15 protein-coding genes, 2 tRNA genes and 1 pseudogene are annotated in these 23,008 nt (G+C 35.4%); 9 read left to right on the forward strand and 9 right to left on the reverse strand.

From position 1 onward, the window contains the following. Positions 1-47: 47 nt before the first annotated feature. Positions 48-1,274, forward strand: a complete 1,227-nt coding sequence (locus TYM08_RS08630) for an argininosuccinate synthase (protein WP_422382571.1) — start codon at positions 48-50, stop codon at positions 1,272-1,274. A gap of 117 nt (positions 1,275-1,391) precedes the next feature. Here TYM08_RS08630 and dksA read toward each other — a convergent pair whose 3' ends face one another. Next, complete coding sequence (dksA, locus tag TYM08_RS08635; protein ID WP_422382572.1) at positions 1,392-1,799, reverse strand: RNA polymerase-binding protein DksA; 408 nt, start codon at positions 1,797-1,799, stop codon at positions 1,392-1,394. A 230-nt stretch (positions 1,800-2,029) separates the two neighbouring features. On the opposite strand from dksA, the gene purU reads away from it, so the two are divergent. Both purU and TYM08_RS08645 read left to right on the forward strand, forming a co-directional pair. Further along, the gene (purU, locus tag TYM08_RS08640; protein ID WP_422382573.1) at positions 2,030-2,884 is read left to right on the forward strand and encodes a formyltetrahydrofolate deformylase; all 855 of its coding nucleotides are present in this window, start codon (positions 2,030-2,032) and stop codon (positions 2,882-2,884) included. Positions 2,885-3,067: 183 nt separating this feature from the next. Further along, positions 3,068-5,512: a GH36-type glycosyl hydrolase domain-containing protein gene (locus tag TYM08_RS08645; protein WP_422382574.1), complete on the forward strand. Its 2,445-nt coding sequence runs from the start codon at positions 3,068-3,070 to the stop codon at positions 5,510-5,512. Positions 5,513-5,600: 88 nt separating this feature from the next. Here the strand turns inward: TYM08_RS08645 and TYM08_RS08650 are convergent, their stop codons facing one another. Next, positions 5,601-6,041, reverse strand: a complete 441-nt coding sequence (locus TYM08_RS08650; RefSeq protein ID WP_422382575.1) for a hypothetical protein — start codon at positions 6,039-6,041, stop codon at positions 5,601-5,603. Between the two features lie 237 nt (positions 6,042-6,278). Here TYM08_RS08650 and TYM08_RS08655 point away from each other — a divergent pair, with 237 nt between their 5' ends. Beyond that, positions 6,279-8,138, forward strand: a complete 1,860-nt coding sequence (locus tag TYM08_RS08655) for an autotransporter assembly complex protein TamA (RefSeq protein WP_422382576.1) — start codon at positions 6,279-6,281, stop codon at positions 8,136-8,138. Then, complete coding sequence (locus TYM08_RS08660; RefSeq protein ID WP_422382577.1) at positions 8,138-12,799, forward strand: translocation/assembly module TamB domain-containing protein; 4,662 nt, start codon at positions 8,138-8,140, stop codon at positions 12,797-12,799. Before TYM08_RS08655 ends, TYM08_RS08660 begins: the two co-directional genes overlap by 1 nt. Positions 12,800-13,393: 594 nt before the next feature. On the opposite strand, the gene TYM08_RS08665 is transcribed toward TYM08_RS08660, so the two are convergent. Beyond that, on the reverse strand, positions 13,394-14,524 hold the full coding sequence (locus TYM08_RS08665; RefSeq protein ID WP_422382578.1) for an ATP-NAD kinase family protein: 1,131 nt from the start codon (positions 14,522-14,524) through the stop codon (positions 13,394-13,396). A gap of 6 nt (positions 14,525-14,530) precedes the next feature. Continuing rightward, positions 14,531-14,893, reverse strand: coding sequence for a VOC family protein (locus TYM08_RS08670; protein WP_422382579.1), 363 nt, complete (start codon positions 14,891-14,893; stop codon positions 14,531-14,533). Between the two features lie 46 nt (positions 14,894-14,939). Here TYM08_RS08670 and TYM08_RS08675 point away from each other — a divergent pair, with 46 nt between their 5' ends. From TYM08_RS08675 to TYM08_RS08685, 3 genes are all read left to right on the forward strand, one after another. Further along, positions 14,940-15,386 carry a cyclic nucleotide-binding domain-containing protein gene (locus TYM08_RS08675; protein WP_422382580.1) on the forward strand — a complete coding sequence of 149 codons (447 nt, stop codon included), beginning with the start codon at positions 14,940-14,942 and terminating at the stop codon, positions 15,384-15,386. Between the two features lie 90 nt (positions 15,387-15,476). Further along, positions 15,477-15,552: transfer RNA gene (locus TYM08_RS08680), tRNA-Glu, on the forward strand. A 121-nt stretch (positions 15,553-15,673) separates the two neighbouring features. Beyond that, positions 15,674-15,748 (forward strand) — tRNA-Gly (locus tag TYM08_RS08685). A 214-nt stretch (positions 15,749-15,962) separates the two neighbouring features. Here TYM08_RS08685 and TYM08_RS08690 read toward each other — a convergent pair. Next, positions 15,963-16,946, reverse strand: a complete 984-nt coding sequence (locus TYM08_RS08690) for an IS1595 family transposase (protein ID WP_422382581.1) — start codon at positions 16,944-16,946, stop codon at positions 15,963-15,965. A 370-nt stretch (positions 16,947-17,316) separates the two neighbouring features. Here TYM08_RS08690 and TYM08_RS08695 point away from each other — a divergent pair, with 370 nt between their 5' ends. Then, positions 17,317-18,249, forward strand: a complete 933-nt coding sequence (locus TYM08_RS08695) for a hypothetical protein (RefSeq protein WP_422382582.1) — start codon at positions 17,317-17,319, stop codon at positions 18,247-18,249. Positions 18,250-18,304: 55 nt separating this feature from the next. Here TYM08_RS08695 and glgB read toward each other — a convergent pair whose 3' ends face one another. From glgB to TYM08_RS08715, 4 genes and pseudogenes are all read right to left on the reverse strand, one after another. Beyond that, complete coding sequence (gene glgB, locus TYM08_RS08700; protein WP_422382583.1) at positions 18,305-20,494, reverse strand: 1,4-alpha-glucan branching protein GlgB; 2,190 nt, start codon at positions 20,492-20,494, stop codon at positions 18,305-18,307. A gap of 133 nt (positions 20,495-20,627) precedes the next feature. Continuing rightward, on the reverse strand, positions 20,628-21,374 hold the full coding sequence (locus tag TYM08_RS08705) for a phosphoadenylyl-sulfate reductase (RefSeq protein ID WP_422382584.1): 747 nt from the start codon (positions 21,372-21,374) through the stop codon (positions 20,628-20,630). Positions 21,375-21,527: 153 nt separating this feature from the next. Beyond that, positions 21,528-22,373 (reverse strand): annotated as a pseudogene (locus tag TYM08_RS08710) (ISAs1 family transposase); the annotation flags it as partial. A 15-nt stretch (positions 22,374-22,388) separates the two neighbouring features. Continuing rightward, positions 22,389-22,616 (reverse strand): transposase family protein, encoded by a 228-nt coding sequence (locus tag TYM08_RS08715; RefSeq protein WP_422382585.1) that lies wholly within the window; start codon positions 22,614-22,616, stop codon positions 22,389-22,391. Between the last annotated feature and the right edge of the window lie 392 nt (positions 22,617-23,008).

Genomic DNA, 23,008 nt, shown 5'->3' on the forward strand with positions numbered 1-23,008 from the left:
AATTCTTCTATAATTTGCCCCTTTAAAATTGTTGCTGTGGAGTACACATGTCGGATATCAAAAAAGTAGTGTTAGCGTATTCTGGTGGTTTAGATACATCGGTGATTGCTAAATGGATTACTGAAACATACAACTGTGAAGTGGTAACTTTTACAGCGGATTTAGGTCAAGGTGAAGAAGTAGAGCCAGCTCGTGCAAAAGCACAAGCATTAGGCATTAAAGAAATCTACATCGATGATTTACGTGAAGAATTTGTTCGTGATTTTGTTTTCCCCATGTTTCGCGCGAATGCAATTTACGAAGGTGAATATTTATTAGGTACGTCTATTGCCCGCCCTTTAATTTCCAAGCGATTAATTGAGATTGCAAACGAAACCGGCGCAGATGCCATTGCTCACGGAGCAACGGGTAAGGGTAATGATCAAGTGCGTTTTGAATTAGGTGCATATGCACTTAAGCCTGGCGTTCAAGTGATTGCGCCTTGGCGTGAATGGGACTTAACCAGTCGTGAGAGTTTAATGGCGTACTGTGATCAACACGGTATTGAAGTTGAAAAGAAAAAAGGCAAAAAATCTCCTTACTCAATGGATGCAAACTTATTACACATTTCTTATGAAGGGGATATTTTAGAAGATCCTTGGAGTGAGCCTGAAGAAGATATGTGGTTATGGTCTGTTAGTCCTGAAAACGCACCAGATGTCGCAACATATTTAGAAATTGAATATGTTAAAGGTGATATTGTTGCATTAAATGGCGAAAAAATGAGCCCTGCAACTGTGCTTGAATATTTGAATAAAGTGGGTGGTGAAAACGGTATTGGTCGAGTTGATATCGTAGAAAATCGCTATGTGGGTATGAAAGCGCGTGGTTGTTATGAAACACCGGGTGGCACGATTATGATGCGAGCGCATCGCGCAATTGAATCGATCACATTAGATCGTGAAGTGGCGCATTTAAAAGACAGTTTGATGCCAAAGTATGCTGAGTTAATTTATAACGGTTACTGGTGGTCACCAGAGCGTCGTATGTTGCAATCTATGATAGATGAGTCTCAAGAATTTGTTAATGGTACGGTTAAAGTGAAATTATACAAAGGGAATGTGAGCGTTGTTGGTCGTAAATCCGATGATACATTATTTGATGAAAGCATTGCGACATTTGAAGATGATGGTGGATCTTATGATCAAAAAGATGCAGAAGGGTTTATTAAATTAAATTCATTGCGTTTACGTTTGGCTGCTTTAAAAGGTCGTTCACCTTTAGATCGTGAATAAGTCATAAGTGTTGCCTTTAAAAAACCGATGCGAAAGTGTCGGTTTTTTTATGTTCAAACAAAAGCGATGGGTCAAAAAAAACCGCAATTGATTGCGGTTATTAAAAAGAATTAAGTATTAAGCGTCTCTGTAACTTTTTTCTTTCATCTCTTGGCGTTGTTTTTCTTCAGCACATAACGTGGCAGTAGGGCGTAATAATAAGCGTTGAACCCCAATAGGGTCGCCAGTAATTTCGCAGTAACCAAAATCATCATGCTCAATACGTGCAATGGCTTGTTCGATTTTAGGCAGTAATTTAGTTTGTCGATCTAAAAATCGTAATTGTAAGCGACGATCTTCTTCTTGAGCCGCTTTGTCTAGTTCGTCAGCTTCATAAGATTGAGAGGATAAATTTTCACGTGCTTCTTTTAAGTGATCTTTAATGTCTTGAGCTTCCGTTAAAAGTAAATGTTTAAAATACTCATGCTGCTCATCGTTCATGTAGTCATCTTCTGACATTGCGAGTAATTGTTCTTTTGTTAGCATCGCTTGTTTCCTATATAAATGACGCCAAATCGGGGTAGCTGCAAAGCAATACCGTGGCGTTTGAAATTTAATGGACAAAGTTTAGACCAATTTTATATAAAATGGTGAAAAACTTGTTCCAATAAAGATTGCGCTTATCAAGCGGGCGCACATCTTATATCATTATGTAAACAATTGTGAAGAAATTTTATAAAAACTCACTTAAACGTCGTTTAAATTCTAGGAATCATATGGAACCTGTATATCGTTTAACCATCTCTTGCCCTGATGCAGTGGGCATTGTGGCTAAGGTTAGTCAATTTTTAGCTCAATATAATGGCACTATTACTGAAGCAAATCATCATGCTGATTTAAACAGTGGTTGGTTTTTTATGCGAAATGAAATCAAGGCGGATTCTATCCCCTTTGATTTAAACACCTTTTGTGACGCGTTTAATCCTATTGCTCAATCATTAAATATGAAATGGCAAATTACGGATTCAAGAATCAAGCCTAAAGTGATTTTAATGGTAAGTAAGCAAAATCATTGTTTGGCGGATTTATTAAATCGCTGGCACAACGGGGAGTTAGATTGTGAAATTTGTGCTGTGATTTCAAACCACAATGATTTAGAAGAACAGGTCAATTGGTATGGATTACATTTCCATCATGTGCCTGTTGATCCAAAAAACAAACAGCCGCATTTTGATGAAGTATCGAAATTGATTGATCAATATCAAGCTCAAACGATCGTGTTAGCTCGTTATATGCAAATTTTGCCTGAAACCGTTTGTAAAAAGTATGAAGGGCAGATTATTAATATCCATCATAGTTTTTTACCATCATTTGTAGGGGCAAAGCCGTATCATCAGGCCTATGAACGTGGTGTGAAGTTAATTGGTGCAACCTGCCATTATGTGACTGAACAATTAGATGCAGGCCCGATTATAGATCAAGATGTTGCACGCATTTCACATCGAGATACCGTTGAGGAAATGGTGCGTCTTGGTAAGGATGTCGAACGAAGTGTCCTTGCAAGAGGATTGCGTTGGCATTTACAGGATAGAGTGATAGTACATGGTAATAAAACCATCGTTTTTAGCTAAAATAATCACCTAATTGCATCTTTATTGAAAATATTAAACTGTGATATATGTCGAAAAAAGTTGATTTTTTGCCATATTTCTATATAAAGGTGCACAATTTTTTATATGCGAAAATTAGACAAAATTTAAATACTTGTTTTGTATATATTTTTTAACCAAACCCAGCATTTGAGGAAATCTGTAATGCAAGAGAATGAATACGGTTACTTTGACGACGCAAACCGAGAGTTTGTGATCACGACTCCCTACACACCAACACCTTGGATTAACTACTTAGGCAACGATGGTTTTTACGCGTTAATGTCTAACACAGCCGGCGGTTACTGCTTTTACCGTGATCCAAAATTCCGTCGTCTTACTCGTTACCGTTACAATAACATTCCAGCCGATTCAGGCGGACGTTACTTCTACTTCAATGTAGACGGTGAAACATGGGCTGCAGGTGGTCGTCCAGTTGATACTAAATTGGATAAATACGAATGTCGTCACGGCATGGGTTACTCTAAATTCAACGTTGAAAAAAATGGCATCGAGTCAACATTGACATCTTTTGTCCCATTAAAAACAACCGGTGAAGTACACCGCTTGCAAATCACTAACAACAACGATGTGGCTAAAACCGTTGATTCGTTCTCTTTCATCGAATGGTGTTTGTGGAATGCTGAAGACGACGGTGCAAACTTCCAACGTAACCTTTCTACAGGTGAAGTTGAAGTTGAGAAGAACACCATCTTCCATAAAACTGAATTCCGTGAACGTCGTAACCATTACGCGTTCTACAGCTGTAACCGTGATATCGATGGGTTTGATACAGACCGTCAAGATTTCATTGGTACGTACAACAGCTTTGCAAACCCTAAAGTGGTTGCTGATGCTCAATCAACAAACAAAATTGCTCACGGTTGGTCTCCAATCGCATCTCACCACAATAAACTTGAGCTTGCTCCTGGCGAAACAGTCAGCTTAATCTACGTATTAGGTTATGTTGAAGTTGAACCTGAAGATAAGTGGGAATCAAAAGCGGTTATCAATAAAAAGCCAACTTGGGCATTCCAAGAGCAATTCGATACAGATGAAAAATTCGAAAACGAATTGGCTAAATTAGAAGCTTACTGGACAGGTTTATTAGAAAATATCGTAGTAGATACTCCAAGTGATAGCTTAAACCGTTCTTTGAACATCTGGAACCAATACCAAAACATGACAACATTTAACTTGTCACGTTCTGCTTCGTTCTACGAATCAGGTATTGGCCGTGGCATGGGCTTTCGTGATTCTAACCAAGATACAATTGGTTTTACTCACATGGTACCAGGTGAAGTACGTCAGCGTATTTTGGATCTTTCTGCTATTCAAATGTCAGATGGTTCCGCTTATCACCAGTATCAGCCGTTAACTAAAAAAGGTAACGCAAACGTTGGTGGTAACTTCAACGATGATCCAATGTGGCTAGTACTTTCAACAGCAAACTACATCAAAGAAACGGGCGATACGTCAATTCTTGATCAAGAGCTTGCGTTTGAAGATACACCTGATGTTAAAAACATCCATTTTGATCACTTAACGGCTTCTTTCAATCACGTAATCAATAACTTGGGACCTCACGGTTTACCATTAATTGGTCGTGCTGACTGGAATGACTGTTTGAACCTTAACTGTTTCTCGACTGAGCCAAACGAATCTTACCAAACGACTCAACGTGGCGACTCAAAAGTTGCTGAGTCAGTAATGATTGCTGGTCAGTTTGTACTTTACGGTAACGAATACGCACGTATTTGTGATCTACGTGGTTTAACTGATGAAGCAGCTCGTGCTCGTGCTGAAGTGGCTAAAATGGTTGCTACTGTTGATCAACACGGTTGGGATGGGGAATGGTTTATTCGTGCATACGATTCACGTGGCGAAAAAATCGGTTCTAACGAAAATGAAGAAGGCAAGATCTTCATCGAATCTCAAGGTTTCTGTTTGATGGCCGGCATCGGTTATGATGATGGACGTGCAATTCAAGCCCTTGATTCTGTAAACAGCATGTTATTAGCTGAGCACGGTATTGTGTTAAACAACCCTCCGTTCAGTGAATACAACAAGTTTATCGGTGAGATCACTTCTTACCCACAAGGCTACAAAGAAAACGCAGGTATCTTCACGCACAACAACCCTTGGATTGTTGTCGCTGAAACAATGGCTGGCCGTGGTGATCAAGCATTTGATTACTTCTCACGTTTCACTCCATTGTTCCGTCCACAAGATATGGCTAAACATAAAACTGAGCCATACTGCTACAGCCAAATGATCGCGGGTAAAGATGCTGCGATTCCTGGTGAAGCGAAAAACTCTTGGTTAACCGGTGCGGCTGCTTGGTCTTTCTATACAGCGACTCAGTACATCTTAGGTATTATGCCGGATTACTCAGGTTTATTAATTGAGCCTTGTATCCCAACTGATTGGACAACATACAACGTGAAACGTAATTTCCGTGGCGCGTCTTATGACATCACAATCAACAACCCGAATGGCGTAAGCAAAGGGGTGGTTAGCATTGAAGTAGATGGTAATGCAATTGAAGGTAATATCATTGATTTCGCTACTTTCTCAGGTACGCATAAAGTTGTGGTAACAATGGGTTAATATTTAACTTATTGAAAAGCCCTGATCAAGAAATTGGTCGGGGCTTTTTTGTGGAATAAATAGAATAAGAAAATAAAAAACAAGCAGGTTAAGGTTTAGATTTTAAAGATTCAAATTTCGGTCGTTCTTTAATTAACTTTAATTGGTTTTCTATTTTTTGATTGCGTGAATCAATGCTTATGAAATGTTCTTTAGCTTGTGTAGGGCTTAATTGGTCTTGGATTTTATTATATTGAGTTTGAAGGTCAACCTGAGCCATTTGTAGTTTTTCTAAGGCTTCTTCTTGGGATGTTGAAATCACTAGCATCTCTTCTGTTAGTGTTGTCTTTTCTTCATCACTTAAATTTGATGTTTCACTTAGGGTTAAAATTTTAGCTTGTAAAGCCAGAACCTGTTCATTTAATACTGTAGTGGCTTCAACAGATGCATCATAAGCGTCATCAGTTGTTCCATTAAATAAGCTGTAATATGAGTCGATCTCTTCAGAATCTAATGTGTACCCTAAAAACGCAATACATAGGCAAACCACAGTGACTGATACCGTTCCTTGCTAAGTACTAGGGTAGGCTAATTTTTGACCAAGAATTTCTATTGAGCTTTCTGACATGTTGACGTCCTTAAATATAGTGAAAGCAAATATTCTAACAGTGTGATTGTACCTGTCAAAATATATTATTAGGCGTCTAAAAGTCTTAGAAATTATTTTTAAGCGTAAAATAATCCATTAATGGTATGATTAAGGCTTCAAATAAGGGTGAATGAAAGCATGAAAGCAGTATCTTTAAAAAAAATGGGTATATTACTGCTGTGTTGTTTGTTTTTGAGTTTTTCACATTCTGCCGATTTAAATAAAATTACAAAAAAAAATATTCAATTTGAACAATATTCACAATTGGATACTACGATAATAAAAAAAATGACAGGAAATTTGAATTTCTATCGATCTCAGGTGAAAGACCCCAAACAAAGTGTGTCGGTTGGTCGTCAAATTAAAGATGAAAAAAATATTTTAAAAAAAGTACTGAATGCTTATGGATTTTATAATGCATCTATAGAAGTAAATATCATTAATGAAAATTCTGATATTTATGCCGATACCTCCTTAGAACAATTTAATGATTTTGTTCAACAAAGTGATGAAGGTGAAGTTGAATTATTTAAAAAAAGAGGGTTTAGAATTCAATATAATATTGAATTGGGTAACGTGTTTTTAATAAAATCCATTGATTTTAACAATGTATTAGAATTGTCTAAAATCGATACTAATCAACTTCCCATTCAAGAAGGGTATATATTACGGGCACAAAATATTTTAGATGCATTTGAATTAATTAATGAAGGCATTAATGAGCATCAATGTTTTGTTGATGGAAAACTGCATTATGATGTACGTATCGATTCAAAAACAAACTCAGCGTTCGTAAGTTTTGATCACGATCAATCCATGCAAAGTTATTTTGATAAAGTCAGTATCACTGGTTTGGAAACTATTCAGGAAGCTTGGTTTATTAAAGAGTTGGGATTAAAAAAATCTCAATGTTTGACTAAATCCTCAATTAATAATGCAGTGTTAAAATTATATGCCACGAATCTGGTTGCGAAAATTAATACCCAAATCATTAGGCGACAACAAGATGGTGTACAAATTATAGAATTAAAATTAAATATTACTGAACGAAAGCATAAAACTGTTTCAATAGGTGTGGGAGTCAATACATCAGAGGGGTTATATGTTAGTTCTGGTTGGCAACATAGGAATGTATTTAATAAAGGCGAGCAAATAAATATAAATGGATTTATAGGTAGTTATGAACAATCCCTTTTGGGGGATATCACGTTACCCAAAACTCATTTTTTTAATACTAGTTTTAATGCTTCTACTCGTTTGCACCGAGAAAATTATAATGAAGAAATTTCTATTGAATTAGTTAATCAAATTGGTTTAACTAAAAAAATAGATAAGTATACAAGATTTAAAACTGCCATCGAACTGTCCAATAAAATTCAAGATATAGATGAATTTCAACAAAGGTTAGATCAGGTGTTTTTACCAAATATACTCACATGGGATATTAGAAATGACGCATTAAATACGACGCAAGGACAATATGTTCAAGTAGGTTATACACCTGTTTGGGATGTACAGCATAAATCCTTTGGATTTATTGATTATCAAATACAAGGTAAAACCTTCTTTACAATAGATCTTTCAATTCCTATAACCTTCGCTTTTAAATATGAAGGTCACTATATTTCAGTTAACGATACAAATTTGTTACCTAGAGATGAACGAATTTTTTTAGGGGGGGGGAATAATTTAAGGGGGTTTGGTTTTCAAAAAATTGATGCACAGGGTTTAGGTGGAATTAAATCGAATGTGTTTAATTTTGAATCAAGAATGCGATTTACTGACACCATTGGAATTGTCGCGTTTTATGATACAGGGCAGCTAATCACAGAAGGGGAAGCGTTCAAAAATTCAGACCTGTATTCTGCAGTAGGGTTAGGGGTTAGATATCACACTTCTTTTTTCCCTATTCGGATTGATGTGGCAGTGCCTGTTAAAAAATACACTGTTGATACAGGAAAATTTCAATTTTATTTAAGTATTGGGCAGTCTTATTAATGAAGTTTTTAAATAAAATAAAACATCTTAAAAAAATAGTATTTCAGATATTGATTGTAATGTTTTCAATGATTGTTTTGCTGGTTATTTTGTTGATTGGCTTAATGAATCTTTCATCGGTGAGAGAATCTGTAGTTTCATGGGGTGCTCATAAATGGTTGCCAGAGTTTGAATTGTCTAATATTTCAAGCCCAAAATTTTCAGTATTTAATATTGAAGCTGTTAAATATGATGAAGCGATGATAGAGGCCGTCAATATTCAAATGAATTGGATGTCATTGTTTGCTAAAAAAATTCATATCACTTCATTAGAGGTTGGGGCTTTTTCACTGGACGATTATTTTAATAATAGTCCATCTACAGAACCTCTTCAAAGTTTGGAAGAATATGCGGAGTATCTAGAGCTAAGTTTTCCAATTAATATTGATGTTGATCGTTTAAGAGTTGATCAATTCATTACAAATGATCAATCATTAGAGGTTATTGGAGAGCTAAAATGGAACGCTTATCAAAATTGGCCAAATGCAAATTTAAGTGTATCGATTGATAATAAGCGCATAAGTGCGAATATCTCTCAATCAGTAATAAATAAAAAAGATGAGTCAATTAAATCAATGTTTGATTTTAAAATTGATGTAGAAATGGATCAATTATTTGGGTACCAAAATATAAAACAAACAAGCAATGGACGTATCGTTTTTAATCATAATAATACTGCTCATATAGTAGTTTACTCAAAAGATTCAAAGGTTCAATATAATAATTTCGATTTAGATACATCGTTTGATTTGAATGCTTGGCTGTCATTAGATTTTAATAAAAATCAAAAAATAAAAATGGATTTAAAAGTGAATGAAGCAGTCGTGATATTAAACTCAATATTTGAAAGTGGTACAGTTGATTCTAAGCTGAGTGTAGATGCTTTAGATGTCAAAACAGTATTGCCATATTTTGATGTACAAATGGATGATGTTACTGGAAAAATACAGGCCGATATGGAAGTGAAAGGAAATATTTCTAGTCCAAATATTATGACAAATATTGTTCTTGATGGCTTTTTGAAACAACAGCCAATGTATTTGGATTTTAATGTAAATAATATTGCATCTAATTTGTATTCTATTAAAAGTGAAATTAAATCCAGCTTTTTAAATGCTAATTTAATAGGTGGTGTGGATTTAAAAAACAGTTTGGCGGATTTATCACTTGATATACATTCATTTAATGAGTTGGTCTATGGGTTGAAATTGATTGAAATTATAAAGCCCTTTGATCGAGGGCAATTTTTTACATCAGGCAATATGGCCGCCAACATTGATTTTTCAAAAGAATTGGGTGTGAAATGGACAGCAGATCTTAAAGGAAAAATTATAGATGAAAAACAATATTTGGATGTCTCTTTTAACGCCGAAGGCAATCTAGATGAAGTAAATATTAAGAAAATAACATTAAAGAATTTAGAAAATACAACAATGATCGATGGGCATTATCATATATTTAATGATGCACTTAATGTTGATGCAAAATTTAATCTGACTCAATTAAAAACATTGCCTTTTTACAACGAGTTTGTCTCGGATGTGGCGCTACAAAAAATATTTTTGATTGACGAAAATATGGCGCTGTTTTATGAAAATGTATTGCCAGCAAATGATGTATTAAATGCAAGTTACTTAGGGCAAACCAATTTTGTCATGAATGCCGAACAATTTATGCTTAATGATATCGAGGTCTTAACAAAAGGGGTTATCTACAATAATAAACAATATAAACTAGATTTTAATGCTGACTTTATTGATTTGGAACTAATGGATGCCATTAATTTTAAGGCTGATTTAACATTAGGTGATTCAAAAGCAAAAGCAAAAGGATTGTTTTCTTTGGAAGGTGAAAATGACTTTGTAGTTGATTTTACTAAGGTAGATTCAGTTGATATTCAAGCCCTACTTATGGATTATGATTTTCATTATACACAATCTTTAAGGTGGTGGTTAGACGGGCAATTGGATGTGTTAGATTCCTTTGATCAGTTTCAATATATTACTAACTTGCATGCAATGGTTATTGACGAATATGAAAATGAGACTTATCAAGCTGATATTTATTTGAATGCTGTTGGAGATTTAAACAGCATTACGCTCCATTCTTTCAAATTGAAAAATAATGAGAATACTTTAAAGATAGAAGGAGAATATTCGTTTTTAGATGGCTCAATCGATATCAAAAATAAATTAAATATTCAAAAAATCCAATCAATACCCTGGGTGTATCGTGCCTTAACAGATTTAGAATTTCAAAAGTGGGTGGATATTGATCAGTTAGTTGGGGGGGTAAAGTCTGAAGTGTATGGGTATCAAGATTTTCTGAATGCAAAGATCAAGGGGGGATATCAATTACATTTCGATGACGAACTATTTAAATTAAAATCTGTTGATTTAAATATCAATACAACTATTAATTCTCAAAATGTGATGGCTGAGATTCAAACAGACTTCATTGATTTAAATAATATCATTATTGATAATTTGAATTTGAAAATTACGCATACTGATATGTTTTTAAATGCGAAAGGTACAATTTCATTGGATGGTGAAAATGATGTTCAAATTGAGTTTGATCAAATAAATTCAGATTTTGTAATTGATATATTAGGGTTTTATGGCATGGTTGAGCAGCAGCCTTGGTATTGGGTTGTTAGTGGGGCTGCAGGGTTAACTGGTACGTTTCAAGCCCCAAATATTAAAATACATAGTAATAATTATATAAATTATGAGTCTAACGAAGTCACTGGTGATATTAATATTGATGTCAGTGGAGAAGTATCAGACCCCACGGTTTTAATAAATGTGAAATTATTAAGTTTAGAAAAAGACGTCCCAATTAAACTAGTAATCGATAGTCGATGGAATACTCAGTTTTTGGATGTGAATCAATTCCATCTGACTATGTTGGATCATGTAGAGGTGGTTTTAAATGGTCAGTATGTTCATGATTTTCTAAGTGAAGATTTACTTTTAGGACAAGCAGATTTCAATTATGTATTTGATCTAAATGTAGGGGCGATTTATCCAATAATTAAATCGCGCTTGAATTTGGATTTACCTTTGTTTTTAGTAGAAGGAGAAATAGCTTCGAAGGGGCGAGTATTTGGTGAGTTGTCAAATGTACAATTAAATTTAAATACTCAATCTACAATTAAGGCAGCCACGAGATTAACTGCAAAACCTTCTGAGTTTTTGTTTGAGCATAACGTGAAAACAGAGGATAAGAATATTTTTCAAACATTAAGTTTGACCATTGATCAAGAAAATCAAATCAATTTAACAGCGATTCATGATCGGGATTTTGAGGTTATGGTGAGTAGCCCTCAAAATTTTAATTGGGAGGTGTTGTTGGGTTTAAAGGGGCAATTAAGGTCTTTGTCTAAGCTGGTTCCAGAGTTTGGCGATGGGTTAAGTGGGGCTTTGGATCTGACATTAGATGCCTCAAATAAACAATCTAAATTTCAAATAAACAGTCAAATGGGTGTTAAAAAAGGTAAGTATTATAATGAAGAGTTGGGATTATCAATTGGTCAATTTACGATTGACTCCAAAATGATTGATAATTTAATGACACTTGATGTTAAATCTAAATTGGATAATCGAGGAAGAATTAATGCTAGTGGGCAGGTTCGATTAAATGAATTAAGTTCAACTGCTTTAGAGATTTTACAAGATGTGAATTTGAAAGTGGAATTTGTGAATGCTCAGTTAATAGATCGCCCTGATGTGGATAGTAAGTTAAATGGGGTGTTAAACGCTCAGGGAAATTTTGAAAAAATGTTGGTGTCAGGAAATTTGGATGCGACAGAGTTGTCTGTATTTTTGGACCGAATTCAAATTATTGGTGTGCCAGAAATAATCGTAACTGAAATGCATTTAAATGATGAAGCATTATTGCCTGATTTCTATGAAAATATCAAACTAGATATTCAGGTGTTTGCAGATAAAAAAACTAAAGTCTCGGGCCGTGGAGTGAATATGGCTTTAACGGGAAAAGCGTTAATAAATGGTGATTTAGAAAATACCAATATATCCGCTCAGTTTGATTTATTAAATGGAAGGTTTGATCTATTTACCCGAGTATTTGAAATTGAAAAAGGTGTGTTTCGCATTGAAAATGATGATATTTTTGTCGATATTAATGCATTCCATCAGCGTGAAGGGATTGAATATTATGCAAGGGTTGTAGGAATTGAAGGTCGATATGATATTCAATTAAATTCGAACCCGGTGTTTGATCAGGATCAATTAATATCGCAATTAATGTTTGGTCGAACAGTTGAAAAAATCAACGCTATTCAAGCCATTCGATTAGCCAGAGCGTTATCATACCTTAAAAATAATGGCTCTCAACTTGACGTTATTAGAAGTACGGCAGATTTTTTAGATGTCGATAATATTGATGTGCAAACCATAGATGGCGCGATGCAATTATTAATTGGTAAATATATTAATGATAAAGTATATGTGCAACTGGGGACGTCACGCTCTCAAGATCAATCCAATGTAAGTGGATTGATAAATATAGAGTTGAATGAAAATGTAGAGCTTAAAACGTATAGTGGAACAAACGAGCTGGATAGTGGTGTTGAGTTATTTTGGAAAAATGATTATTAAGATCTCACGTTAATATGTAATGATATAGAATCAATTTTGTCATGTTATTTTTATCAATTAAATTTTTGACTACTGGAATTGTGTTTGGAGGCGATAATCATATAGGGTTGACTAAAATTGAATCTAATTTTGCAAAATGAACGGTATTGTATGAAAGTGCTTTTTCTTCGGGAGCCAATGCTAATTTTCAAATTTATAATTTATAATTTAATGATTCAAATAACCGTGACGTTTTAAATACATTTGATTTAAACGCAGAGCAAGTAAATGAGACTTTGTTAAATTTAAACTATTCTACTGCAATGGGTGCAGCATTTGTTTATAAAAAAACATCAGATTAAGTCGTTATATGCTGTAAATTATTTAATAAATACTAAAACTTAAACTCAGTGTAGCGAGTGTGAGCTTGTTATTAATGAAATAATTGACGGTGATTATCTTCAGTCAATGATTAAATTTTATTTATGGGAAGTTGATCCTTTAATAAAATTTGGTAATACCGGAGCTTTTAAATGGTTCATTGAGCAATGCTTGGTTTGTTGGTTGGTTTGTTGGTTGGTTGGTTTGTTAGTTTATTTATTAAGTAATATTCATTCATCTAATTGGATAGGACACCCATTGATCATAACCCGTTAAAATGGTTATACGGTTATTGAGTTTATTTTTGAAATTTTCATCAAATGAATCAATAATTAGCGGTCGATTATTTAAATTCAATAATTTTCGTTTATGGGCAATGACTGTTAAGTTACTTGGGCTTAATTTTTCTAATACAGATTGATTAAATTGATGGTTGCCACGTCCAAATATATGCCCCTGTCCACCTATAACACTCAATAATAATTTATGAGTATGTTGATTCATTAAATTTAAAACGTTATTGGCGGTTAAGTCAGATTGAATGATTTTTTGATTCATAATTGCATCAACCCCCAATAGAGTATTGGGTAAATTTAATTTTTGCATCATGCAGTCTAATGTTTTCCCTGATCCTATAAAATACAAAGTATTTTCATCTAAAGTTTCAATTAAAAAATCAGCAATTTCTTCATTGAGTAATTCGTCGCTTTCAATACCGCATGATTTAACCGCTTGAATGTATTGCGGTTTACTTGGTGTATGCATTAGACCAAAAAAACGAGTTTGAACTTTGTTCGCTCTAAAGGCTTCTTCGTTGATGTCACGAACTTCTTGTTCGGTTATTTGCATCATTGGGTTTTGGGTTAATTCTGCTAAACACCGTGCGGCATCTTGAGGGGTAATAGCGTAAACCCCAGAGTGTATTTTTACTCCTGCAGGAATACCTAAAACAGGAACTTTATTACCAATAATTGTATAAAGGTCGCGTGCGGTTCCATCTCCTCCTGCAAATAAAATTAAATCAACTTTTTCTTGAATGAATAATTGAGCAATTTTTATTGTGTCAGCTGAAGTACTGGGGCTGTGCGCATTATAATTAATTGGATTAAATGGGATGTGCATTTTTTTAAGTGTGTGGCCTCCCATTTCTCCAGGTGCGCAAATCCATTGAATTTTTGAATTGTCAGTTAGTTGTTTGAATAATGTAAAGCATTGCTCTACTTTTTTTTCACATGAGGGTGTTGCGCCTCTTTTAAGCGCTTCATTAACAATATTGATTCCATCTGAACCTTTCAAGGCAACTTGGCCGCCAATTCCAGCCCAAGGGTTTATTAGTAACCCAACTTTTAATATATGTGTGCTCATTTGGCTTTAATTATCTAAGGGTTCATGAAGCGCAATGCGGTTGCCCTCACTATCTAAAATGATGGCTCGTTTACCATAAGGTTGAATTTCATGAATAGGGCGTATGATTTTACCTCCATTAATTTCTACCTGTTTGATAGCATTTTCGATGGATTGAGAAAGGTTAATATAAATTAGTGCGCCTTCTTTGGATGGGGATTCATCTGTTGATTGAAATAAACAAATTGAAGCGTGGCCAGATTTATGATCAAGCGCGGCGACTTGTTCACTAAAGTGATGAAATTTACTCGCGGTAATAGCACTATAAAATGTCATAGCGCGTTTTAAATCTGTCACGGGTAAATCCACCCAAACCACTTCACTTGTCATACGGTTCTCAAAAAATAAGCTATTCTATTAAAAAAGAGGGGCCATTATGAAACGTACTACCAACTTTAGCCATGCCAAAATGATCTTTATTTTGGAAAAAATACCGTTGTTTAGAAATTTCTCACCAACTGAGCGTGAAAAAATAGTAGCACATGCGCATTTTTATCATGCAGTACAAAATGACAAGCTAATTGAACAATCGACATTAGATACTTCGTTTTATGTATTGATGAGTGGAAAAGCCGATGTTTTTATAGAGGGGGTGGGTCATAGTATTGCCGAAATTTCACCCGGAGAGTTTTTTGGTGAGCTTTCTTTTTTATTAAATAGACCTAGATCTTCAACCGTTGTGGCAACTAAAGAATGTGTACTTTTACGATTGGATCGACAGCTTTTAGGTAAATTAAATGCTGAAATTAGAGAAAAAATTAAAGATCAAATTATTGTAAAAATGGCCAAAATGTTGGATGCGAAAAATAAGAAAGCGTCCTAAGATGTTGTTTTTTAAAAATATTTTCAAAAAAAGCTTGCGTCGATTAAAAATATCAGTAATATACGCACCACTTTTGAAGTGAAGCAAAATGTCCCCTTCGTCTAGTGGCCTAGGACACCGCCCTTTCACGGCGGTAACAGGAGTTCGAGTCTCCTAGGGGATGCCATTTACAATCATAAATATGATTTGAATGACTTCAAGATACAAAGAGTTAGTTAACTAACTTTCTTTGCGCTAAAGAAGTAATTCTAAAGTGTACCATTGAAATTTTTAATTAAATTTTAATTGCGGGAATAGCTCAGTGGTAGAGCATAACCTTGCCAAGGTTGGGGTCGGGAGTTCGAGCCTCCTTTCCCGCTCCAAATTTTTATAAAGAAAGCCGATTTGAAAAAGTCGGCTTTTTTTTGCCTTGTTGAAAAGTATTCCTGATTTACAGTCGTAGCAGTTTATATGGAATGTTTTCAAATTTTGAATCCTGAGGACATCATTGTTAATCGTTGTTAATGAAGCGTTGTTTTTGAGAAAAGTGTTATTCAGCTTTTTATTTCCTTACAACTACAAATTGAATAGCTATGTTTAAAAATTATGTTGCTGTATCTGCAACAGCTTGAATTCTAACAATTTTTCCTGCTCATTTAAATTTTCAGAAAACACCTGATATTTATGCCAAGCCAACATCCTAAACCACCCCAAATATTTCGGTAAATACTTACTCGCCACCCCATGCATTTTTAAATACCACTGCTTCAATTGTGAGTGATAATTGTTGATATTTTGAATATGAAACACGCCTTCTTTAGTACGCGCATTGGTTAACACCACATGATGCAAATGATGATTTTCACAAATTCGATGATACGCAGGCTGGCCGTCAGTACATAAAATGGATTCATCCATAATTTTTGAGCCTAAATACATCTCGATTTCGTCACCGGTTATCTGTTTTAAAACATGATCAAACTCGTGATGATTCCGATCCATCGCGGTTAACACTGCCACCCAATCTGTATTATTAAGGCCTTTTGTTGAGGCTTTTGTGCCGCGTTTTCGCGCTGGCCGATTAAGATATTTCTCGCCTTTTTTAGATTCTCGAAAGTAAGTTTCGTCAGCCTCAATAATGCCTTCAAGCCTGTCTTCAAAGGTGTCTTCAAAGGTGTTTTCGGCTGCATTCATATAACGGTGGCGCCAGTTAAAAGACGTCACCGAACTGATGCCCACTTTTGTAGCACAAACCCGAATGCTGTCTTGGTCCAGCATGTGCTCTAAATAGGTTTGCCAGTTATCGGCTTTATGCTGATAAAAATACGCGCTGCCTCTTGTGCAAACAAATGTTTTTTGACAATGATTACAATAAAACCGTTGGCGGCCGTTGCTTTTGCCGTATTTTCGCAAACGCTCACTTTCGCAATGAATGCACTTGCCATGAGAAATGCACTCTTTTGCTAGGCGCTCTAAAATGGGGTTTTCTTGCAATGTTAGTGTTTGGACAAGCTTTTGTTTTTGTACCGGGTCTAATTTAGCGGCTTGTTTAATTAATTTTTGAAATTGTTGGCGGTTCATACTTCGATCTACATTAAGGTATAACTTTAGGATAGATCGTGAAATGAATTTTGCTAGTAGCAACAAAAATGTTAAACATAGCCACTAGAATGGTTGATTTAAATGGGGTTCAAATATTTGTTTATTCATTTGAAAATTTTAACGTTATTTACTATTGTTTATTTTGTTGAGTTTTTAATTTAAAAACACATTTGATAATGGTTTGAAAATTAAATACCTGTATCTTAGTCATTGGGTTGTTAAGGAAAATAGCTCATCAAGAATTCATAATTCATAATTCATAATTCGTTTTTACGTATTGATACATTTATTAATCAAAATGTTACGGTGAAATTTAAGGACAAACCTAGGCTTATAATAGGAAGTAAATATGGTATCAGTTCCCATGAGAATTCAATGGTGTGCAAATGTTGGTCGTTTGAGTGTTCTGTTAATTGTGTTTTTGTTCAATACAAATATTGCAATTGCGAATGTTTTTGAAAGTTATAATGAAAATGGACATGGCAGTTTCACTGATTATGGTTATCAAATTAATGAGCATGAAACCTATTATGAGGATGCGGGATTATCCTTTAAATCTGTTAACCCTCAAATTACTGTTCAAATTGAATCTATTGGTTTTGAGCTTTCCGAGCAATTTGAGCGCGATATTAAACTGCAGGTGTCGATCGCATATTCTGTCATAGAAGGCTATTTTTTCCCTCAAATAGATAATAATCAATCATTAATTGTGAAAATAAAAGTTGTACACGATTTTGATACTTTTATTAACATGCAGCAGTCCAAAATTGGTCGGATAATCAGTCACTCAGGTTATTATACTTTGGGTGATAAAGTAATTACAGTTTTACGCCAAGCATCCAACCAAGAGACCTTTAAGACCATTAAACATGAAGCCTGTCATAGAGTATTGCATCAATTTACCCAGAATCGGGTGAGATGGTTAAATGAAGGTATTGCTGAAAATTGTGAAAATGCTGAACAAAATGGAAACTTTGTAGAGATAAATCAAAATATTGAAAATAATCGTTATATCAATAAGATGGCAATATCCTCTCGTTTAATACCAATGGATGAAATGCTTACATTGGAAGCGAATCATGCACAACAGGGGAATAATGCTATTTTAAGTCAGATTCAAAGTGGCCAATTTATATATTTTTTATTAGAAAGGCCTGAGTCAGAATATTGGTTAAGTCAGTTGCTTTTGTTGGAGCGTTCTCAAATTAATATCGGACATGTGCAAATACGAGAACGTTTAATTGATCTAGAGGATGAGTTTGTAAGGTGGGCTAAACGATAAAATAGCACTGCCAAGTATAAGCTGTATTTGGCCGTGCTATTTATAAGGGCATTTGTTATTTCTTTTTTAATATAACGGTGGCTAAAGGCGGGATATTTAAACAAATTGAATGAGCGTATCCCTGTGCCGCAATTGGATTGACTTGATATAAAATTTGTTTAGTAAACCCACTACCACCATATTTTTCATCATCGGTATTAATGATGATTTCGTAATTTGTCAGTGTTGAATCACTGTCTACGCCAATATTGTAGTTGTCGTGGGTGACTGGTGCTAAATTGGCAATGACCAGTACTTCATTCTCAAATTTTTCATCAAAGCGCGCAAAGGCTAAAATATTTTGCTGATGTCCAATGCGTTCAATCCATTTAAATCCTTCATAATTAGCATCGGTTTCGTATAATGCTTTTTCACCTTTATAAAAATGATTTAAATCTTTATAGAGAGTTTGGATTTGTTTGTGATGATCAAATTCTAATAAATGCCAGTCTAATGATTGTCTAAAATTCCATTCTGAAAATTGGCCAAACTCAATGCCCATGAAATTTAATTTTTTGCCCGGGTGTGCAAACTGCCAAGCAGCTAACGCACGTTGATTTGCGCATTTTTGCCATAAATCCCCAGGCATTTTATCAATAATTGATCTTTTACCGTGTACGACTTCATCGTGAGAAAGGGGTAAAACAAAGTTCTCATCAAAACAATAAACAAAACCAAAACACAGTTGTTCATAATGATGAGACCGATAAATTGGATCTTTTTGAAAGTATGAAAGCGTGTCGTTCATCCAACCCATGTTCCATTTAAAACCAAAGCCTAAACCACCACTTTCAATAGGGGATGAAACTCCTGGGTAGGCGGTTGATTCTTCGGCAATCGTGATGGCTTTAGGAAAACTTTGGTAAACTAAACGGTTAAAGTTTTTCAAAAACTCAATGGCTTCTAAATTTAAATTGCCGCCGTTAACGTTTGGTGTCCACTGCCCATCTTCACGAGAGTAATCAAGATATAACATGGAGGCAACGGCATCAACGCGCAGGCCGTCGATATGGAATTCTTCTAACCAAAACAATGCAGTGGATAACAAGAAATCACAAACTGATGTTTTACCGTAATCGTAAATATACGACTTCCAATCGGGATGCCAGCCTTTTTGGCTGTCTTCATATTCATAAATACAGGTCCCGTCAAATTTGGCTAAGCCGTGTGCGTCTGATGGAAAGTGCGCAGGCACCCAATCTAAAATAACAGCAATGTTATTCTTATGGCATTGATCGACGAAAAATTTAAAATCATCCATGCTGCCTAGGCGTGAAGTAGGTGAGAATAATTGAAGTGGCTGATAGCCCCAGCTGTCATCTAATGGAAATTCTGCGACAGGCATTAATTCTAAGTGGGTATAACCCATTTCAACCACATAGTTTACTAGCTGATCGGCCAGTTCAATCCAAGATAATGGATCTGCTTGATCGCCATTTGGGTTTTGGCGCCAGCTAGGTGCGTGAACCTCATAAACATTCATTGGGCTTGCGTGTGGTGGTGTTACATCACGGTCAGTCCATTTTTGATCCTTCCATTTGTAGCGGCGTTGGTTTTCAACTTTGCTTGCAAATGAAGGGTATTGTTCGGTGCTAAAACCGACAGGGTCAGATTTTTGAGTTAATACTTGGCCGTATTGATCTTTAATTTCGTATTTATAAAGCGCGCCTTCAGGAAGATTTGGCATAAATATGCGCCAAATGCCATCAACATGACTGCTCATTGGTGTCGCGTTGCCATTCCAAATATTAAAATCACCCACTAAACTGACGCTGCGGGCATTAGGTGCATAAACGGCAAATCGAACACCGTCTAACATGTTTGGTTTTTGCTCAGTGCCAATATTTACTTGGCAGCATTGTGCGCCTAAGTTTTTATATTGTTGATAGGCTGTGTGTTCAAAATCTTGAAACGCACGATCGCCAAATTGGTAAGGGTCAAAATATTTGTGTTGGTTTTGATCTTCGTAGTGGGCAATTAAATAATACGTGCCTATCCATTTGTCTAATTTAATAGAAAACAAACCACGCACATCATCACAACTCATTGTGCCGATGTGCTCGTCTGTATGATGGCAGTACACTTCAATTTTTATAGCGTGAGGTTGCCATGTGCGAATGACCCAGCTGTCTTTGAGTGGGTGTAAACCTAATTGGTCAAAAGGGCGCGTTTCTAAGGTGTGAAATAATGAATCAGCCAGTGACATAAACAAAAATCCAAGATGGTCAAAAAAGATCGTTCCATCATAGACAAAAGATTACGTAATTACATGCTTTTTTATTAAAACTACCAATTTTGAGTTGGATGGGAAATTAACCAAATCCTTATGGTTATTATTGTTAGCCTTTTGCGATTGTGTCTGTCACTTTATTGGTGGCATGCAGTCCGCATTCTTTGATGGTGTCTTCTTCCCACCACCAACGGCCTTCACGTTCGTGTTGATTAGGCAGTACAGGGCGAGTACAAGGTAAACAGCCAATACTTGTAAAGCCTTTTTGATGTAATGGGTTAAATGGAATTTCATTACCGCGAATGGAGTTCCATACATCCGTTGAGCTCATATTGGCTAATGGATTAAATTTAACAAGGGTTCTGCCTTCGCCAGCAAACGCCTTGTCTTGCTCAATTAAATTCACCATAGAGCGCGTGCTAGGGCTTTGATCTTTTCGCTGTCCTGTTATCCATGCATCGACATTCGCCAATTTACTGCGAAGTGGTGCAATTTTACGCACGCCACAACATTGTTTATGGCCGTCTTCGTAAAAGCTAAATAAGCCTTTTTCTTGGGTAAATGCTTCAAGGGCTTCTTTTTCTGGGGATAGTACTTCTAATTTGATATTAAAATGTTTGCGAACTTGTTCTAAGTATTCATAGGTTTCAGGGTGTAATCGCCCCGTATCTAACGTGAATACCTGTACATTTGGATTAAATTGAACCGCCCAATGAATTAATATTACATCTTCTGCGCCACTGAATGAAATGGCGATGTTGTCGAAGGATGCCATTGCGGTTTGGATGATTTTACGACTTGAGTAGTTGTTGAAGTCATCGTTTAATTGTTCAATTTGGGTTAAATCAAAAGCCATGGGTCTCTCTTATTGGGTCGGTTTTTTTGAGGAGGGTAAGATTATCAGAAAATGCAAAAAGTTGAAAAAATCAATTGATTATATAGTTAGACTCATCGGCATTCAAATTGGTATCTGAATCAAAGAAGGTTATGCAGGGCCTCCTAGTAATAATCATACAGACATCAATACTTTTTCTCGATAATCATCATCAATTGCGGCAGCCATCACTCGATGTTTCATACCTCGCTTTGTATTGTCTTTTGTTGTTAATAAATTCATGCAAAAGCGCTTGATGACAGCCATGCTCATCGCACCACTATTCATACGACACTCATCTTCTCGAAAGATCACGTCAAGTCGCCAATGTAGATTATTCTCAACCCCCCAATGCCCTCTAACAGCATGACCTGCATGCTTCGCATCCACATCCAATGAACTTAAATACCAAGACACTTCTGTCGACTCTTTTTCATTTATAATTCTTTTTCGTTCTGCTCGAATAATTGTTTTTGCTCCCTCCCATTGTTGTGTTGATTCCATCCAATCGGTGAGTGCTACATGGTGGTAAATTCTTTGTTCAATTCGTCCGTGCCCTTTTGTTACTTCTTCAAAAAAATCATGTTCAATTCCAATAAAACCTTCTCTTCGTGCTTTATGATAAAACGCTTGTATTTCAGTGTTTAAACACTTTTGATTACCTTTAACTTGTAAAACATAATCTCCTTTTTTATCCATTATTTTTTGAGCAATTGCACGCTGACAACCCATCGCGTCAGTTGTGATTGTCGCGTTTTTTATATCAATAATATCCAGCAGTTTTGGAATGGTTTTTATTTCGTTAGATTTGCCAACAGATTCAAGTGCAGCCAAAGTAATGCCCTGCTTATTTGACCATGCACTGACGACATGAATGGCTTCAAATATTGAATTGCGAGTACCACGCATTGTCTTTCCATCAATAGCGATGCAGTCACCTTCGGCGGATTCTTGAACAAATGCTTGGAACCCTTTTATAAGCTCATCAGGTGAAAGTCATGCAATAAAAAAACGTAATGTTTCTGCGCAGGGAATGGAGTTGAGGGTGACATATTTTTGGAGCCAAGTTTGCTTGATTTTGGCAAATTCCGCCATAGAGTTGGGAGTATCGTAACCACTTATCACTGATGAAAAAATAATCAACATCAGACTTTCGAGAGAGTATTTTTGATTTTTTGTTTGTCGTGAATCTGTAATGTGGGCTGTACAACTAGAAATATTCAATTTAAAGAGGCTGTAGAAAAATTAACTTTCTACAACCAGTTAAAAAATTGTTTATTTTATAGGCTAAAAATAGCCTCGTTTTTTAAAATCTAGATAGGTTATGGCATTAAAAAATAATTTTAAGCCACTCTCCGCACGATGATTTTTTGTGGTTTTAATTTTTCTACAGCCTGAACGCCTTAAATTGACGGGATTTTAATATTATTGGTTATTTATTGCTAGGTGGCCCTGGAAGGTTATGGGGAGATAGGGTATTTGTAATGGGAATGTTTATAATTTAGTGGATTTATAAAAAATAAAAAAAGAAATCGCAATTGCTGTCACAAATTTTAATATCAAAATCATTATTTAAAAAATTGTTGTTATTATTTTATAGCCTAGGGACTAGGTGG

Source organism: Marinicellulosiphila megalodicopiae (assembly GCF_045862395.1).
In the GTDB taxonomy this organism is placed as follows: domain Bacteria; phylum Pseudomonadota; class Gammaproteobacteria; order Pseudomonadales; family Natronospirillaceae; genus Marinicellulosiphila; species Marinicellulosiphila megalodicopiae.